We start from the raw sequence: 16,568 nt of genomic DNA on the forward strand, positions 1-16,568 counted from the left end.
GAAAAGTGTGGGGTTGTACTTTCAGCCGGATTATTCGGTTGCTGATGGTTCCAGGCTCTGTTCCCGCTGGAGAGCGGCCGTCTCTTTTTGTTCGGTGAAGACTTCCGCAATCACTTCTTCGAGCGGGCGTTCCTGTACGCCGACATCGAGTATCCGGTATTTCGCGAGCAGGCTGGAGAGGATCTCCGGAATTTTATTCCGAGGGACTTTCAGTTTGACACGCGGCGCTTCGTTCTCCAGGACTTCACCCCATTGGGAGAAGTCGCGAGGCATGTCATCGCCGTCAAACTGCACGTCCATGATTTTATAATTGCTGAAGCGGTCGAGAATGTCGCTCAGGGGGCCGTCATGCTTGATGCTTCCCTGGTTGATGATGATGGCCCGTTTACAGAGGGCTTCTACATCTTTCATGTAATGACTGGTGAGTACGACCGTCGTTTTCTGTTCGTTCTGGTAGTATTTCAGAAATTCCTGCACGCGGCGCTGCGAGACGACATCCAGCCCGATGGTCGGTTCATCCAGCAGGAGGACGTCGGGACGGTGCAACAGGGCGGCGATGAGTTCCATCCGCATCCGCTCACCGAGGGAGAGTTCACGCACGGGTTGACCAATCAGGTGTTTGACTTCCAGCAGACTGGTGAGCTCATCGATGCGGCGGTCGTACTGTTGGGGATCGATGCGGTAGATCTCTTTGTGCAGGCGGAACGATTCCTGGGCGGGGAGGTCCCACCAGAGCTGGTTCTTCTGGCCCATGACGAGGGAGAAGCGGCGACGGTATTCATTTTCCCGTTTCCAGGGGACATGTCCGAGGACGGTGGCTTCGCCGGCGGAGGGAAAGATCAGGCCGGAAAGCAGCTTGAGGGTTGTGGTTTTGCCGGCTCCATTGGGGCCGAGAAAGGCGACGATTTCCCCCTGCTCGATCGTGAAACTGACATCGGTGACCGCGTGAACGGTTTTATGATCGCGCTTCCAGAGCCCTTTCAAAGAGGCAAAAACCCCTTCGTTTTTCTGGTAGACTTTGTATGTTTTCTCGAGATTTCTGACGACGATGGCATTCATGCCCTCATCTTACGGTACCTGTTGCGATGGGTCGAGCGACAAATACTGCGATTCAGAAAAAACAAACAGGCAAGGCTGTTTTGATCCAAGTCCGGTATGTCAGAGAGGTTCTTTTGCCAGTTCTGCACGGATCTGACAGGCGATCAGCGGATCGCACATGGCGGCTGTGGCCAGATGCGTCGCCTGGGCACCGGCTTCGAGAAACTGCCTGACATCCTGAACAGAACTGATGCCCCCGCAGGAGATCAGCTGTGTTTGATTGCTGTCCGGCGGTAATTCTGAGAGCAGCCGTCGGAAGAGTTGCAGCTGATGCAGAGAGGCTTCCCGGGTGGCAGAGCCGCAGATGCCTCGCTGTTCTCCATTAAATAACAGGGTTCCATCTGCATCAGTAACGGTTGTCGCGACACTGTTGGTCATCACGATTCCTGAGGCATACGGTGTCACTGCTTCCAGAAAAGTGCGGGCTACGTTTTCTTGAGTCAGATGTCCGATTTTGATCAGGTAGGGAGTCTCGCCGATGGCAGCCCGGACCCGGCTGGCGACCAGGGCTGCGGCTTCGGGCTGCTGATAGAGCTGGCCGTCGCGGGTGCAGACATTGGGACAGGAAAAATTGGTTTCGATACAGTCGGCTCCGCTTTCCAGGGCCCAGCGGGCGCAGAGGGCATAATCATTGGCGAGGTCATCCAGAGACCAGCCAGGCTGCAGGCTGCCCACCACGGAGACCGACAGAATTTTCTCCGCGGGCAACAGGCGACGCGTTTGTGCGATATCCTCGCGCCAGGTTTCGGGGGCTGCAGAAGGCATACCGAATGAGACGGCCCAACTGCCCTGCATCTGGTCGGTGAGCGTGACCTGTGATTCCCGTCCTGTCATGGAGGAGACAGTCACTGGTTGCAGATTGGGTAGCGGGTAGCATTCCCGTGCTGTGGAGCGGACCGTTTTGTAGGTTAACACATCGAAGCCCAGGCTGGCGTAATACCGGACCCATTTGCCGTTGAGCAGGGGGCCGGCAGGGATACCGAGCGGAGAGGGGACCGGTAGCCCACAGAAAGCCCAGTCTCCCGGAACATCCGGGATCTCGAGTTCAACCGGATCGGGGGCGTGGTCGTAGTTCCACTGGTAAGTCTGTAGTCGATCGTAGTGTGGCAGGGAAGAGGGGTTCTGCATCAGAAAACCTGAGGGTACCGGACAGCGAATGAAAAAAGCTCCGACCCCTGAACAGGGATCGGAGCAGTGGAGGGGAAATCAGTTCCAGGGATTTTAACGTTGGACGGTGTTCATATTCTTGAGCACGTTCATGTAGTCGACCGTGATATTCAGGATTTCATCGTTGTAGAAATCCTTTTTGAAGATATCCTTGTCGGCTGCACTGTCCTTCTTCTCTTCTTCTTCCTTTTTCTTCTTCTCTTTCTCTTCTTTGTCTTTGTCGTTCGACATTTCTTTACGTCGTGTGGCTTCGACCAGAGAGATTGTTTTCTGATTTTTCTTTTTCAGGTACTTGTCGATTTCTTCCTGGGTTTCTTTGAAGTCCTTGTCAGCGACAACACGTTTTGTGCTGGCCTGCTTCAACTGATCCAGGATTTTCGGACTGACCATCCCGAGTGACTCGTGAGGAGCGACTTCGGTTTTGTCAAACTCCATGGCATCATCCAGGAAGGATTCTCCCAGGTCCATGTTGTCGATCAGAGACGGGAGTACGATATCGGAGCGGACGCCCCGGTTCTGAGTACTGTCTCCGTTGACGCGGTAGAACTGGTTAATGGTCAGTTTCAGGGCGCCCAGATCCTGGCCTTTGAGGAAGCTGAACATCTGGTTGGAAACCGGCATCACGTTCTGGACGGTCCCTTTACCGTGTGTCGTGGTATCACCGATGATGAGGCCACGTTTGTAGTCTTTAATGACGCCGGCAAAGATCTCGGAAGCAGAAGCGGAGAGGCGGTTACAGACCACAACCAGCGGACCGGTGTAAACAGCGCCCGGTTCGACATCGCTGTGGATTTTGCGTTCGCCGTCCATCTGCTTCACCTGCACGACAGGTCCTTCGTCGACAAACAGGCCGGAGACTTCGATGGCTTCGCTGAGAGCACCACCACCGTTGAATCGCAGGTCAATGATGATCCCGTCAACGCCACCCTGATCGCGGAAGTCGTAGAGGACCTTGCGGACATCGCGGGCCGTACTCTTGAAGTTTTCATCACCCCGCTGTGCGCCGCGGAAATCACGGTAGAACGAAGGAATGCTGATCACACCGATGCGTCCGGTCTGACCGGGGAGCCGTTCTCCGGTTTCAATGATCTTACCTTTGACTTCCGAAGTGCTGAGTTCGATCTTTTTACGGGTCAGCTTATAAACTTCGATCGCATTGTTTTTCTCTTTCTTGACACGCAGCTGGACGATGGTCCCCCGCTTGCCGCGGATGTAACGTACGACTTTGCTGAGTTTCATTTCGACCACGTCTACAAACTCGCCGTCTTCCTGGGCCACGCCGACGATTTTATCGCCTGCTTTGAGGCGACCGTCTGCATCAGCAGCACCACCGGGGACGATTTCGGCAACGACGGTGTAGCCATCTTCCGAACGAAGTGCCGCACCGATCCCATCGAGGCTGAGTTCCATGCTGATCCGGAAGTCTTCCAGTGTCTGGGGAGACATGTAGCTGGAGTGAGGATCGAAACAGTGAGTCAGGGCACTGAGGTACATTTCGAGTTTCTCAGGTTTTTCGGTCTGAGACATGGTACGGAGGTTGTTGCGATAACGTTTGTGTAACTGCTCGCGTGCTTTGGCGAGTTCGGTGTCTTCCAGAATCAGGTTGAGCAGATCGTACTTGACCCGTTTTCTCCAACGCTCGTTCATCTCGTTCTGATCTTTGGCGAAATCGAGATCCTTGGCATCGACGACGATCGATTCATCCACGGTGAAGTCGTGATCGACATCAACGAGCTGCTGAGCGTAGTCCATGCGTTCCTGGAGACGCTGCAGATACAGGTTAAATGCATCATAGGCAAAGCTGACATCGCCGACCGCCAGTTTGTCATCCAGCTGTGTCTTGTCCGCTTCGAAGTGTTCGATATCAGATTGATAGAAGTAAAGTTTTTGCGGATCGAGCTGCTTAATGAAGCGCTTCATCAGCTTTTGTGAGATTTCGTCATTGATCGGTTTGCCGCTGATATGGAAACGACTGACCATGGCACAGACGCGTTTGGCAGTGACAGAGTCATTCGAGGAGTCAGCGACAGCGGCCTGCTGAGCAAAGATTGCCGTTCCCAGCAGGAGTACCATGCAGAGGCTGAGAGCAGCGGCTGCTTTTGAGGGAGGATTTAACTTCATAAGTTTCGTCCGTTATCTGAATTTCATGTGAAAGAGAAAGCATCAGTGAAGCCGACATGACACCGGGAATTCACTTATGTAAGCCATTTGATATTATAGGATCTCTGAAAACAGGACAAGGTGACATTTTCATGTGAGGCACTTCCGAATCTGCATGACAGAGGCTGGTTTATTGAAACATCCCTCTCGGACAGGAAATTCCAGTGAACCAGCAAGCCAGTGGAAATTAATACGTGTCCCGCGGCAGATTTGTTGGTCAAACCTGGGCGGAATCTTTGCTGAAAGGAAATGTCCTCCCACTCACGATCAGGTTCACTTTGATTCCGTCAACCAGCGTCCATGAACCTGCGGCAGTGTGGATGCTGTAAGTTGTTTAGTATCAGATTGTTGTGCTGATGGTGCCGGGTTTACTTCCCCGGCTGCAGCAACTGTCCCAACAGCGAGATACAGTCCTTCCATTGGGCCTGGAATTCCTCGGAATCGACCGGGTGCCCTGAAATCAGTTGCGCCAACTGGGGCAGCGTGGCAGGGAAAAAGACCAGGGCAGTACAGATCAGCATCAGGCAGACGGGATCAAAATCATCGGAAATGATGCCCTCTTCCTGTGACTTTTTGAGTCGATTAATGTGGTTCTGGTAATACTCCCGTCGCCAGGGCTCGTCGATGATCGGAGCGCCGTTGTTCTGCTGTGCTTCGTTGAGCAGCACGCGAACGTAATTCTGATCGCGGAGGTTTTCCTCGAAGTAATATTGTAGAATTTCGCTGATGTTGACCGGGATCTTTTCGACCGTGTCACTCCGCTCCTGGAGTTTGTTTTGCAGTGCCGCCTCGAACAGGCCCCGTTTATCGTTGAAATAGCGATAGATCAGCGATTTGTTGAAATTGGCCTCGCGGGCCACTGCTTCGATCCGGGCTCCATCCACGCCCCGTTCCGCGAACTCCTCAATTGCCGCTTTGAGAATGGCTTCCTGAGAGGTGACTTCTTTTTTAGGCGTATCGGTCGATGACATCTTCGCTCCATTCCTGACGGGCTACGAGAGTATAGCTGGTGCGCCTGCTGCTGTGAAGATTCCCAAAACGGGGGAACGAATTGTTTACTGATTCTGATTGATCTTTTTCGCCAGTTTTTTGTTGAAATCATAAATCAGAGTCTGTAGCATACGTATTGTAACGGTAACGTTACCGGTTATCCAATCTTTTCAAGACAAAAAATTGTTTGAATTCCGTTCATATATTTACTGAACGGGAGGTTATTCACTTTAGACCATGACACGTCCTTAATTTGATACGAATCTGTATCACTCTCGATGGCTGAAATCCGTGGTGGTTTCCAGTAACGGAAACCAGCTGCATTTAATACTTCAATTCTGTTTTAAAAGAATGTCTGGAAAGCGAGTTTCGCTGTTTGTCTGCGGTCTGGTTGAATACTGCGACCCGAAAGCAAATCGCATCCTCTCTTCCCGTCTGAGTGACATGGAATTACCAGAACCGGTTTTGAAAATCGGTGTTCGATAATTTTTCAGGCACATTTCATACTTTTACGGAACTACGAGGAGTAACGCTATGGTATGTCGTCAACCTCTGAAGCGAGGATTCACCCTCATCGAGTTGCTGGTCGTAATCGCCATCATTGCGATTCTGATTGCTCTGTTGCTCCCGGCGGTGCAGCAGGCCCGGGAAGCGGCTCGTCGAACGCAGTGCAAGAACAACGTGAAACAGTTCGGCCTGGCAATGCATAACTACCATGAAGCGCACAGCACGTTTCCTTTGGGGACAAGCGTGAATTTCAATACTTCTTCGGGCGGTGGGAATTTCATCTCGAACGGGATCGTGATGATGCTGCCGTATTTTGATCAGACGAACCTCTCGAATCTCTATAATCAGACCAAGGCTTGGGAAAATCAGTCTGCAGCAGCAGCCCGTACCGTAGTGCCGACCTTTGTCTGTCCCTCGAATGTCGGGCCGAATCCGATTTCAGACTCCGCCCTGGGGGCACTCAGTCTGCCCGTGGGAAGTACCTTCGGGATTACCACCTATGCTCTGTGTCGCGGATCGAATATCGGCTGGTGTAATACCAGTAGTCATCCCAGTAATGTGAAGGGCATGTTTGATCTGAACCGTGGCGCCAAGATGCGGGATATCCTGGACGGTTCGAGCAATACCATCGCAATGGGGGAAGCGGGGACCGGTCCTCAGTTTATCCTGTGTGAAGGTCAGGGCTGTAACACGGCTCCTTCAACTAAAGTGGAAGCCTCGCAGGCCTGGATCGTGGCACAGCCGCCGAACACTGATTTTAAATCTGTACTGGGTCCCCGGGCGAGTATCTTTGGCAGTACGGCTGATCGGATCAACAAGACCTACACAACCGAAACACTGATTGACCTGGGGAACTATTCCACCTGCTCACTGAGCGGCGCAGACGCGACCAGTAATTTCCGCAGTCAGCATATCGGCGGTTGTCATTTTCTCTATGCGGACGGCTCCGTGCATTTCATCAGCGAGAATGTCGACCTGGGAACCTATCAGGCACTCTCCACTACTCATGGAAGCGAAGTGGTCGAGACTCCGTAAGGTTCCTGTAGCCGTCTGTCGAAGTTGTATGCGACACTGAGATCCAGCGCTCTGTCAGGGAGAATATGATTCAGCAACAGCCTTACGTTTCTGATGTCAGCGCGCCTGCAGTTACGCAGGCGCTGACTGAATTGACGGCAGCCGCTCCGACCATTCGGCTCTCGATTCAGGAGCGGATGCGGTTAACCCGGGAATGTCTGCAGTCTCTTTCCGCTGCGGCGCGGGAGTGGGTTGAACTATCCTGCCAGGCCAAACGGATTCCGGAAGGGAGCACGGTCCGCGCGGAAGAGGTGCTGGCCGGGCCGGTTTCGGTGGCTCGTTTTCTGCAGGTGCTGCTGCTCAGCCTGAAGTCGATCGAACAGACGGGGCAGCCACCACTTTCCGGGAGACCGGTTCTTTCAGGGACAGGTCACAGGCGGGTTCCCGTCTTTCCCGCTTCGGGCATGTTTGATTCGCTGGTCTTTTTCGGTCTGAAAGCGGAGGCGTGGCTCAAGCAGGCGGATCCGGACGGGGGACTGTTCGATCTGTCTGTGTTAGAGAAGTCTGCTGTAGACGGATCTGCGCTGCCCTTGACCCTCGTGCTGGGGGCCGGGAATGTTTCTGCGATTCCTGCGACCGACGTGCTGACCAAAATCCTGCAGGATGGGGAACGGGTTCTGTTGAAAATGAATCCGGTGAATGAGTACCTGCAGCCGGTATTCGAGCAGGCCTTTCAGCCACTGATTTCGGCAGGGCTGCTACGGATTGTTTGTGGAGACGGCAGGATCGGGGCGGCGCTGGTAGAGCATCCTGCTGTCGAACGCATTCATATTACCGGTTCGACTCAGACCCACGATGCGATCGTCTGGGGAAATACTGCTGAGGAGCGGAGCAGGCGGAAGGAGCAGAATCAGCCTTGCCTGCAGGTGCCGATTACCAGCGAACTGGGGAATATCTCTCCCTGGATTGTGGTGCCTGGCAACTATTCGGAAAAGCAACTGCGGTTTCAGGCTGAGAACGTAGTCGCTTCGATTGTGAATAATGCTTCCTTCAACTGCCTGGCGACGAAATTGATTGTCACTGCTGCCAACTGGAAACAACGCGATCATTTTCTGGCATTGATTGAACAACGCCTGTCGGAAATTCCGCCGCGGTATGCCTATTACCCGGGGGCAGCTGCCCGCTGGGAACGCTTTGCCGGGGAGACTCCCTCTGATGAAAATTATCTGCCCTGGAAGCTGATTCGAAATGCCGATCCCCGCGAGACTCCCCATCTGTTTCAGGAAGAATCTTTCGTCTGTGTCTGTGCAGAAACTGCACTTGGGGCCGATTCCCCAACCGAATTTCTGGAACGGGCAGTCACGTTTGTGAATCAGGATGTGTGGGGGACGCTGTGTGCCACGATCACAGTGCCGAATGAATTTCGCAAGCAGCAGGCGAATCAGCTGGAGCAGGCAATCGCCCGATTGAATTATGGGGCGGTGGCCGTCAACCACTGGCCGGCGTTGAACTACGCCTTCATGACGACCCCCTGGGGAGGGGCTCCCGGGGGAGATTTACGGGATGTTGTCAGCGGGATCGGAAATGTGCACAACACGTATTTTCTGTCAGACGTGGAAAAGACCGTTCTCTGCGGGCCTCTGACGCTGATTCCTTATCCGGTCTGGTTTCCCTCGCATCCGCATTCGGAGGCGGTGGGCTGGCGCCTGCTGGATTTGTATACACAACCTTCTATGGGCGGTCTCATGCGGGTCGGACTGTCTGTGGTGAAGCCTTAATTTTCTACTTTCATTTCAATACGGATTTCCTGCCATGCATGTTTTGTCATTCCGGGTCAACAGAGTGTTCGCTGTGACCGTACTGTTCCTGTTGAGCGAAATCGTGATGACTGCCACTTGCACCTCGGCTGTGGCTGCTGGGGCGCGACAACTCAAACCGGCTACATACACTTTTGCTCCCGGACCGGACTTCCAGTTTGAATTCCAGTCGCGGCTGATCGAAGCGGTACCCGGTGATGTGCTGGAATTGAAAGCGGGAACCTATCATCTGCACTCGGGGCTGAATCTGGTGACAGATAACGTCACGATTCGTGGAGCCGGCCAGGACAAGACGATTCTCTCCTTCAAAAAACAGCGTGACGGCAGCTTTGGCCTGTTGGCCAGCGGCGATAACCTGGTACTGGAAAATTTTGCGGTCGAGGACACGAGTCACAACGCGATCAAGGTGCTGGGGGCTGAGAATGTGACGTTTCGTGGAGTCCGAACCGAGTGGACGGGCGGTCCTAAAACGACCAACGGTGCCTATGGGCTCTACCCGGTGCAGTGCAAAAACGTGCTGATCGAAGACTGTATTGCCATCGGTGCCGCGGATGCGGGGATCTATGTGGGACAGTCGACGGACGTTGTCGTGCGTAACAGCCGGGCCGAAGCGAATGTGGCGGGGATCGAGATTGAGAATACGATCAATGCCGACGTGTATGATAACGAGGTGACGAATAACACCGGTGGACTGCTGGTATTCGATCTGCCGGGACTGCCTCAGAAGAACGGGCGGCACGTGCGGGTCTTTAGGAATCAGATATTCAAAAACAATCTGGCGAACTTTGCCCCCAAGGGGAATATGGTCGCCTCCGTACCCGCCGGTTCGGGAGTGCTGATCATGGCGACCGATGAGGTCGAAGTGTTCGAGAACCGAATCGAGGACAATCGCTCGTTCAGTGTGTCTGTCGTCAGTTTTCTGATTTACGGCAAGAAGCTGAAAGACCAGCATTATGATCCTTATCCAGAGCAGGTTTACATTCACGATAACATGATCAAAGGGGGAGGCACCGATCCGGACGGCGAACTGGGCCTGTTATTGAAATCAATTGTGGGGACGCCGCTGCCTGCGATTGTGTATGACGGTGTGACCGCACCCCGGAAAGCGGACGGGCAGAGCCTGACGCTGGCGAACAACGGTGAAGTCGGGTTTTTGAATATTGATTTCAGCAACCTGACGCCGGAGAACATTGCTGCGGGAAAATACCGTCCCAGTGCGGATGTGACACCTTATAGAGGGACCGGAGTGGCACTCAAACCGGTCGCGCTGAAGCCGCATGGAGCTCCTGAACCCTCTCGAAATACAACTTTGAATGTGTATTACGATGCCCCGCGAAAGCTGTCCGAGTTGAAACTGTTTCAGGGAAACGGCGTTTCACAGCAGCCGGCCAGCGATGTGATTCCTTATGATTTAATCACGACGCTGTTTACCGATTACACATCCAAACATCGTTTCGTACGTCTGCCGAAAGGGAAGCAGGTTCGTTTCAAAGAATCGGGCGTGCTGGAGTTTCCTGAGGGGACGATGCTGATCAAGACGTTTGCGTATCCGAAGGATATGCGTGACCCGGAAGCGGGAGAGCGATTGCTTGAGACCCGGGTCGAGTTTCTGAAACCGTCCGGCTGGTATGGTTACTCCTATATCTGGAATGAGCAGCAGACGGATGCTGAGCTGAGCCTGGGAGGGGGTGAAATCGAGGTCGACTGGATTCATACCGATGGTCAACGCCGATCCACCCGACACCTGGTGCCCAATGCGAATCAGTGCCTCAGCTGTCACAGTCATCATGACAAGTACGTGCCGATTGGCCCGACGGCTGCGAATCTGAACCGGATGTTTGACTATGCTCACGGGGCTGAAAATCAACTGGCGTACCTGAAACGGAAGGATCTGCTCAGCGAGGCTCCTGAGATGGGTTCCGTCCAGAAGCTGCCTGCATTTGATGATCCGCATTCGGGCAGCGTCAGCGAGCGGGTACGGGCTTACCTGTCGGTCAATTGCGGTCACTGTCACAGTCCCGGGGGGAATGCGCGGACGACGGGACTCGATCTGCGGTATCTGCAACAGGATCCGGCGAAGATCGGGGTTTGGAAAACACCCGTCGCTGCGGGACGGGGTTCCGGCGGGCGCAGCTATGACATTGTGCCCGGAGCGCCGGAGAAATCCATTCTGATGCATCGCCTGCAATCGAACGATCTGGCGGCGCGGATGCCGAACATCGGCAATCGCATTGTGCATCAGGAAGCGGTCGAACTGATTCGTCAGTGGATCAGTCAGATGGATCGCACGCCAGAAGCAGCTTCGGAATAAAAGGGGGCGGCTCCAGTATGTTGTCAGAGGTGCCTGCTCAGACAGCCCGTTTGTGTTCGTAGGAGTGGCTGTCCTGGATGATCAACTGGTTCCGTCCCCGTTTCTGAGACTGGGTCAGGGCGTGTGCGCCCCGTTCGAGGACCAGTTCTGCCGAATCGCCGGGCACACAGGTGATGTAAGCCAGGCTGGCGGTGACGACCACTTCCGGGCTGCTGGTTTCCAGGCGGAAGTGATGATGGCGGATGGCATCGCGGACGAGTTCGGCACAGGCCTGCCCCTCCGTGATGGTGAGCCCCGGAAAGAGGACCGCCAGCGTATCGGATTTCCAGACACAGACGACGTCTTCGTCACGGATTTTATGCAATACCAGGCGGGAAAGCGTCTTCATGAATTTGGCTGGTGCCATGATGCCAAACCGCTCTTTCAACTGTTCGCACTGATTCATCTGGACGAGTAACAGTCCGCTGTTCAATTCGGTTTCCGAACCGGCGAGCAGCATCATCTCCAGATTGGCTTCAAACGCGGAAGCGTCCGGCAGTTTGATGTGTGACTGTTCCGGCTGCAAAGCCCATTGCAATTCGGGAAACGGTTGCAGTTTTTTCTTTTCTGTTTTCTGAGGTACGGCCTCAGCAGCGGGATCGGGGGCTTTGCGTTCGACGAGCCGGCCGATCAGGTCGAGCAGCTTTGAACGTTTCTGATTCAGTTGAGTCGACTGTTCCCGGGTCAGGATCGTTCCCGGATACTTCTCCAGCAGAGCACAGGCTTCATATGCGGTCTCCAGTGACTTTTGCACATGCTCGTAACAGTTCTGAAGATGTTGTTTCGCGCGGCGGAAGTCCCGTGCGGAGCTCCCTTTACCCAGCAGATAACCTGCGACAAATCCCAGGCTGACGGCGAGCAGTAGTCCGACACCGAAGCAGATCAGGATGTCTGATGAAAGCGAGAACAGATTGGTTAACAGAATGGCGGTCATGCTTCGCTTCTCGGTCTGGAAGGAAAACAGAGTTTATGTGGCGTAGAGATGTTTTATTTCAGTGCGCCGTAAACCGGAGTGGTCTACCGTCTAGCAACTGAAACTTACCGCGCAGAATGGAGGGATGTGGCCCACAAATCTTACCCGATCCGAAATCCGAGGGGTGGGTTGCAGGGGTTGTAGCGATTCTCAGTCGAGGGGCGCTGTCCGGTGGGAGAAAAAACGATCCAAAGTCAGCAACGATTATTTGCGTTCGCTGTCTTCTTCAGCCGGGCCAGCCTGCCGGGGCGCTGCCTGGGGATCGAGGAACTCCAGGCTCAGGACCAGATCGGCATCTCGATCTTTGAGCTCTTCCAGCAGTTTTTCATCAACAGTGAAGACGAACGAGATCTGGCGACCCGATGGATCGGCGCAGAGGTAGTAGATCCAGTGGACTGGAACATTATTCGCTTTGCCGGCGACCGTGACCCGGTGGATATAGCGTCCATCGTCTGTGGCGAGATTTTCCGCTTTCAGAATTTTGATCAGCTTGTCACCCAGTGACGTGCGGATGTCCTGGTGAAACTGTTCTTCAGACGTATGCTCCCCCGCTTTCACGGACGGAATCTTCGAAATATTGGCCTGGGCGATCAGGCTGCCTTTATCGAGCAGACGCAGGACGGCGACCTGGCCGGTCTGATGGAAGACATACCAGTCGCGGGGCAGCAGGAGTCGTACATTCCAGGGCGTTTCAAAGCTCAGGTATTTGGATTCGGGTTTGGTTTCGAGGGGAATCGAAGCGATGACTTCCTCGGTGAGCGGACCGGCGTCGGCTGCCAGGCTGCGCTCCCAGTTGACGGTGGCGGTGACTTTCATGCCGGGGCTGACAGAACCCACGGAGCGTTTTTCCGTCTGCTCCATTTCCAGATGGCTGATGAAATTCTGGTCGGTGCGGAATTGAAATTTGCCTTTGACGGTGATTTCTGTCTGGGCACCGACGGTGGCACCATCGATTTTACCTTTGAAGGTGATCGTGGCCAGATCGTCTTCCACCGAGTCGAGCTGGCAGGTGAGTTCTGATTTCAAAACCGCTTCGAGTCCGGTGAGCGACTGCAGGACCCAGCGATCGGGGGTCCAGGCTTCACCCACTTCCACTTCAGACTGGGGCAGCAGGGCCAGCACGGGCAGGCTGTCTCCCGGTGAGTTGAGCAGTTCCACTTCCGAGGGGAGCAGGTTGCTCTTGGGGGAATGCAGCGAGAGTCCTTCGGTCTGTCCTTCGGCGACAATCAGGCGATGCCGGTCGCTGCCGCGGGCGAAGGTTTTCTGTCCCTGGACGTCGATGGTTGCGGTGGCTGTTTCGTAATAACGGACGGAACGGAAGGCTTCTGCATCGCGACCGGTTCCCGGGAGGCGGTGTTCGAGGTATTCGAGTTTCCCATCGACATCCAGTTCCAGCGAGCGGGCCTTGGCCGCGTTGACGGCAGTCTCCAGCTGGCCTTTGACCTTGATCGTGGAGTTGACTTTAAACGTGCGTGAATCCTGAGTCGGTTCCTGGAACTGATACGTTTCTGCGGAAACTGCTGATACCAGGAACAGCAGGCCGGCCAGCGCCAGACTGAAACATTTCACGAGAGGTAAGGTCAGGGCTGCATTCGATGAAGACATGCGGAGGACTCCGTAAATCAAGCGTCCGTACTGATTGGAGAAGGAAAGCCGACGTTATTCGTTGATGAGTAATCTGGACTGCTGTGCCATTTCACGGGCTGCGGCGGTGATCCCAGCCACATCCAGTCCCAGGTCAGCCAGTAATTCCTTACGAATACCATGTTCGATAAAGCGATCGGGAATTCCCAGTCGTCTGAGATGTTGCGTGTTGAGGCCGGCCTCGTTGGCCGATTCCAGCACAGCGGATCCAAAACCGCCACAGAGTGTACCTTCTTCAACGGTAATCACAAACCCCGATTCCTGCAGGGCCTGGTGGATGACCTCGGTGTCGAGGGGTTTGGCGAAGCGGGCGTTGATCACGCCGACGTCGAGCCCTTCTTCCCGCAACTGTTCTGCCGCCTGCACACAGTCGGTGAACAGGGAACCGAAGGCGACCAGCATGCCATCTTTGCCCCAGACATAGACTTCCGATTTGCCCAGTTCCACAGGAGCGACCTGACGTTCGACCGCATCGGCGGCTGCTTTGGGATAGCGAATGGCCGTCGGTCCCTCGTATTTGAGGGAGAATTCCAGCATTTTCTCTACGTCCTGGGCATCCCCGGGCGACATCATCACGATATTGGGGAAGCAGCGGAGGTAGGTGTTGTCGAAGGCGCCGTGGTGGGTCGGTCCGTCTTCGCCGGCGATCCCGGCCCGGTCCAGACAGAAGGTGACAGGCAGGTTCTGCAGGGCGACTTCCTGGAAAATATGGTCGAAGCTCCGCTGCAGGAAGGTGCTGTAGATGTCGACGATCGGTCGCAGGCCGGCTTTTGCCATGCCGCCTGCGAAAGCGACAGCGTGGGCTTCACAGATACCGGTATCGAAGAAGCGATCGGGGAAGCCATCGCGGATTTTGCCCAGTTTATTGCCCGCACACATGGCCGCGGTGAGGACCACGACGCGCTCGTCGTCCGTCATCGCCTGGAAGATCGAATTACTGACCACGTCGGTATAGGCTTTGGATTTGACCGCTCCCGGCTTTTCGATGGGAACGATCTCGTTTTCTTCGTTCCGCTGGAAGGGGGCCGGGGCGTGGAATGAGACCGGATCGTTGGTCGCCGGCTCGAAACCGTGTCCTTTTTCGGTGAGCACATGCAGCAGGACGGGGCCTTTGATGTTCTTGATCATCTGCAGGTAGCCCGACAGCGATTCAATATCGTGGCCGTCGACAGGACCGATATAGCGGAAGCCCATTTCTTCAAACAGCATACCGCCATGCAGGAAGCCTTTGACCGCTTCTTTGAAGCTGCCCAGCGTGCTTTCCATTGATTCGCCAACGACCGGGAGCTTATTGAGCAGCCAGGAGACATCGCGTTTCAGGCCGTTATAGAAGGGGGCCACGCGCGCTTTATCGAGGTATTTGGCAAGTCCGCCGACACGGGGGCAGATTCCCATTTTGTTGTCGTTGAGGATAACCAGTACGTCCTGGTTCAGGCCGGCGGCGTTGTTCATCGCTTCGAAGACCACACCAGAGGGGAGCGCCCCATCGCCAATCACCGCGACGGATTTGCGATCGGTTTCGCCGGCCAGATCGTCGCCTGCTTTGAGCCCCATGACGGTCGAGACGCTGGCGCCTGCATGCCCGGTCATGAAAAGGTCGTATTCACTCTCCTCCGGGTTCGGGTAGCCCATCAGGCCTCCCTTGCGGCGGATGGTGGAGATCTCAGCATAGCGACCGGTGATCAGTTTGTGGGGGTAGATCTGGTGCCCGGTGTCCCAGATGAGACGGTCCTTACGGAAATCGTAAGCGAGGTGCAGGGCAATACAGAGTTCGACGACTCCCAGGTTACTGGCAAAGTGGGCCGACCGATCTTCCACAACGGTACACAAAACCTCACGTATTTCGTCTGCCAGTGTTTCGAGTTCAGTCCCGGAGAGCGTTCTCAAATCCACTGGGGACTCGATCCGGGGAAGAATTTCGATTTTCATCAGTGATCTCGTTCTAATATAAAGTGGGCCAGTTCTTCCAATCGTTGGCCGTGGCTCCCAAGTGGGGCGATCGAGAGGCACGCTTCTTCAATTAAATTTTGTGCGCGTTGGCGACTTTCTTCAACGCCAATCAGCGAGGGGTAGGTTAATTTACCGTGTTCAGCGTCTTTTCGCACGCCTTTTCCCATTTTTTCTTCATCGCCGGTTAAATCAAGCAGGTCATCCGTTATCTGAAATGCCAACCCTATGCAAATGCCGTATTTTTCCAGATTTCGCAGCATGTCAGGATTTGACCCCCCAATACGTGCACCCATTGTCAGGGCGCTGCAGATCAAACGACCTGTTTTGCGGCGGTGGATGGCTTCCAGTTGCTCAAGAGTGGCTTCTGTCAGATGTTCGGATTCGAGGTCAGCAACCTGGCCTCCCACCATACCGACGGCGCCAGCGGCATTAGCGAGATCGACACAACATTCAGCTGCGATAGACTTTACTTCAATTTCTTTTGCCAGTAATTCAAATGCTCTGGTGAGCAAGGCATCTCCGGCGAGAATCGCATTGGCTTCACCAAATTTGATGTGGCTGGTGGGCATGCCGCGGCGGAGGGCATCGTCATCCATGGCGGGCAGGTCGTCATGGATTAGGGAATAGGTGTGCACCATTTCAATGGCGCAGGCGGCAGGGAGCGCTGATTCCAGAATTCCGCCACAGGCTTCGCTGCTGAGCAGAACCAGGATCGGGCGGAGCCGCTTTCCCCCCGCGGAGAGGCTGTAAGACATTGCCTCTTTGAGAATCGGCGGGCAGTCTGTCGAGGGATCGAGGGCTGCTGTGAGACGCTGGTTGACCAGATCCTGCAGGGTGCTCCACATTTCTTTAAAGGACGAGGGGTGACTCATTCCATTCCGATCTTTGTCCGTTGTTG

General features: G+C 54.7%; 11 protein-coding genes. 3 read left to right on the plus strand and 8 right to left on the minus strand.

All coding sequences use genetic code 11. The annotated features are described in order from the left end of the window. Nucleotides 1-30: 30 nt before the first annotated feature. The 4 genes from Enr10x_RS06320 to Enr10x_RS06335 all read right to left on the minus strand — a co-directional run bounded on the left by Enr10x_RS06320 (nucleotide 31) and on the right by Enr10x_RS06335 (nucleotide 5,396). Complete coding sequence (locus tag Enr10x_RS06320; protein ID WP_145105104.1) at nucleotides 31-1,059, minus strand: ABC transporter ATP-binding protein; 1,029 nt, start codon at nucleotides 1,057-1,059, stop codon at nucleotides 31-33. 99 nt (nucleotides 1,060-1,158) lie between these two features. Then, nucleotides 1,159-2,226 (minus strand): beta/alpha barrel domain-containing protein, encoded by a 1,068-nt coding sequence (locus Enr10x_RS06325; protein ID WP_145448470.1) that lies wholly within the window; start codon nucleotides 2,224-2,226, stop codon nucleotides 1,159-1,161. Nucleotides 2,227-2,319: 93 nt separating this feature from the next. Further along, nucleotides 2,320-4,386: a carboxy terminal-processing peptidase gene (locus Enr10x_RS06330; protein WP_232093248.1), complete on the minus strand. Its 2,067-nt coding sequence runs from the start codon at nucleotides 4,384-4,386 to the stop codon at nucleotides 2,320-2,322. Nucleotides 4,387-4,793: 407 nt separating this feature from the next. Further along, nucleotides 4,794-5,396, minus strand: a complete 603-nt coding sequence (locus Enr10x_RS06335; RefSeq protein ID WP_145105110.1) for a TetR/AcrR family transcriptional regulator — start codon at nucleotides 5,394-5,396, stop codon at nucleotides 4,794-4,796. A 553-nt stretch (nucleotides 5,397-5,949) separates the two neighbouring features. Between Enr10x_RS06335 and Enr10x_RS06340 the strand changes: the two genes are divergently transcribed. The 3 genes from Enr10x_RS06340 to Enr10x_RS06350 all read left to right on the plus strand — a co-directional run bounded on the left by Enr10x_RS06340 (nucleotide 5,950) and on the right by Enr10x_RS06350 (nucleotide 11,064). Continuing rightward, nucleotides 5,950-6,957: a DUF1559 domain-containing protein gene (locus Enr10x_RS06340; RefSeq protein WP_145452614.1), complete on the plus strand. Its 1,008-nt coding sequence runs from the start codon at nucleotides 5,950-5,952 to the stop codon at nucleotides 6,955-6,957. Between the two features lie 65 nt (nucleotides 6,958-7,022). Next, nucleotides 7,023-8,714: an aldehyde dehydrogenase family protein gene (locus tag Enr10x_RS06345; protein WP_145105113.1), complete on the plus strand. Its 1,692-nt coding sequence runs from the start codon at nucleotides 7,023-7,025 to the stop codon at nucleotides 8,712-8,714. Between the two features lie 34 nt (nucleotides 8,715-8,748). Beyond that, nucleotides 8,749-11,064, plus strand: a complete 2,316-nt coding sequence (locus Enr10x_RS06350; protein ID WP_232093249.1) for a parallel beta-helix domain-containing protein — start codon at nucleotides 8,749-8,751, stop codon at nucleotides 11,062-11,064. Between the two features lie 37 nt (nucleotides 11,065-11,101). Here the strand turns inward: Enr10x_RS06350 and Enr10x_RS06355 are convergent, their stop codons facing one another. The 4 genes from Enr10x_RS06355 to Enr10x_RS06370 form a co-directional block, all read right to left on the minus strand. Continuing rightward, nucleotides 11,102-12,037 (minus strand): GGDEF domain-containing protein, encoded by a 936-nt coding sequence (locus Enr10x_RS06355; protein ID WP_145105116.1) that lies wholly within the window; start codon nucleotides 12,035-12,037, stop codon nucleotides 11,102-11,104. Between the two features lie 243 nt (nucleotides 12,038-12,280). Next, entirely contained in the window at nucleotides 12,281-13,681 is a 1,401-nt protein-coding gene (locus Enr10x_RS06360; RefSeq protein ID WP_145105119.1) for a hypothetical protein, read from the minus strand. A 54-nt stretch (nucleotides 13,682-13,735) separates the two neighbouring features. Next, nucleotides 13,736-15,649 carry a 1-deoxy-D-xylulose-5-phosphate synthase gene (dxs, locus tag Enr10x_RS06365; RefSeq protein ID WP_145448471.1) on the minus strand — a complete coding sequence of 638 codons (1,914 nt, stop codon included), beginning with the start codon at nucleotides 15,647-15,649 and terminating at the stop codon, nucleotides 13,736-13,738. Then, entirely contained in the window at nucleotides 15,649-16,542 is an 894-nt protein-coding gene (locus Enr10x_RS06370; protein ID WP_145448472.1) for a polyprenyl synthetase family protein, read from the minus strand. Before Enr10x_RS06370 ends, dxs begins: the two co-directional genes overlap by 1 nt. Nucleotides 16,543-16,568: the final 26 nt, after the last annotated feature.

This window comes from Gimesia panareensis, from assembly GCF_007748155.1.
GTDB lineage: Bacteria > Planctomycetota > Planctomycetia > Planctomycetales > Planctomycetaceae > Gimesia > Gimesia panareensis.

Excerpts from the sequence above, each read along its gene's own strand:
- Enr10x_RS06325 (WP_145448470.1), bottom strand. The coding sequence starts at position 2,226 with ATGCAGAACCCCTCTTCCCTGCCACACTACGATCGACTACAGACTTAC.
- Enr10x_RS06370 (WP_145448472.1), bottom strand. The coding sequence starts at position 16,542 with ATGAGTCACCCCTCGTCCTTTAAAGAAATGTGGAGCACCCTGCAGGAT.
- Enr10x_RS06345 (WP_145105113.1), top strand. The coding sequence starts at position 7,023 with ATGATTCAGCAACAGCCTTACGTTTCTGATGTCAGCGCGCCTGCAGTT.
- Enr10x_RS06350 (WP_232093249.1), top strand. The coding sequence starts at position 8,749 with ATGCATGTTTTGTCATTCCGGGTCAACAGAGTGTTCGCTGTGACCGTA.
- Enr10x_RS06360 (WP_145105119.1), bottom strand. The coding sequence starts at position 13,681 with ATGTCTTCATCGAATGCAGCCCTGACCTTACCTCTCGTGAAATGTTTC.
- Enr10x_RS06320 (WP_145105104.1), bottom strand. The coding sequence starts at position 1,059 with ATGAATGCCATCGTCGTCAGAAATCTCGAGAAAACATACAAAGTCTAC.
- Enr10x_RS06340 (WP_145452614.1), top strand. The coding sequence starts at position 5,950 with ATGGTATGTCGTCAACCTCTGAAGCGAGGATTCACCCTCATCGAGTTG.
- Enr10x_RS06335 (WP_145105110.1), bottom strand. The coding sequence starts at position 5,396 with ATGTCATCGACCGATACGCCTAAAAAAGAAGTCACCTCTCAGGAAGCC.
- dxs (WP_145448471.1), bottom strand. The coding sequence starts at position 15,649 with ATGAAAATCGAAATTCTTCCCCGGATCGAGTCCCCAGTGGATTTGAGA.
- Enr10x_RS06355 (WP_145105116.1), bottom strand. The coding sequence starts at position 12,037 with ATGACCGCCATTCTGTTAACCAATCTGTTCTCGCTTTCATCAGACATC.
- Enr10x_RS06330 (WP_232093248.1), bottom strand. The coding sequence starts at position 4,386 with ATGAAGTTAAATCCTCCCTCAAAAGCAGCCGCTGCTCTCAGCCTCTGC.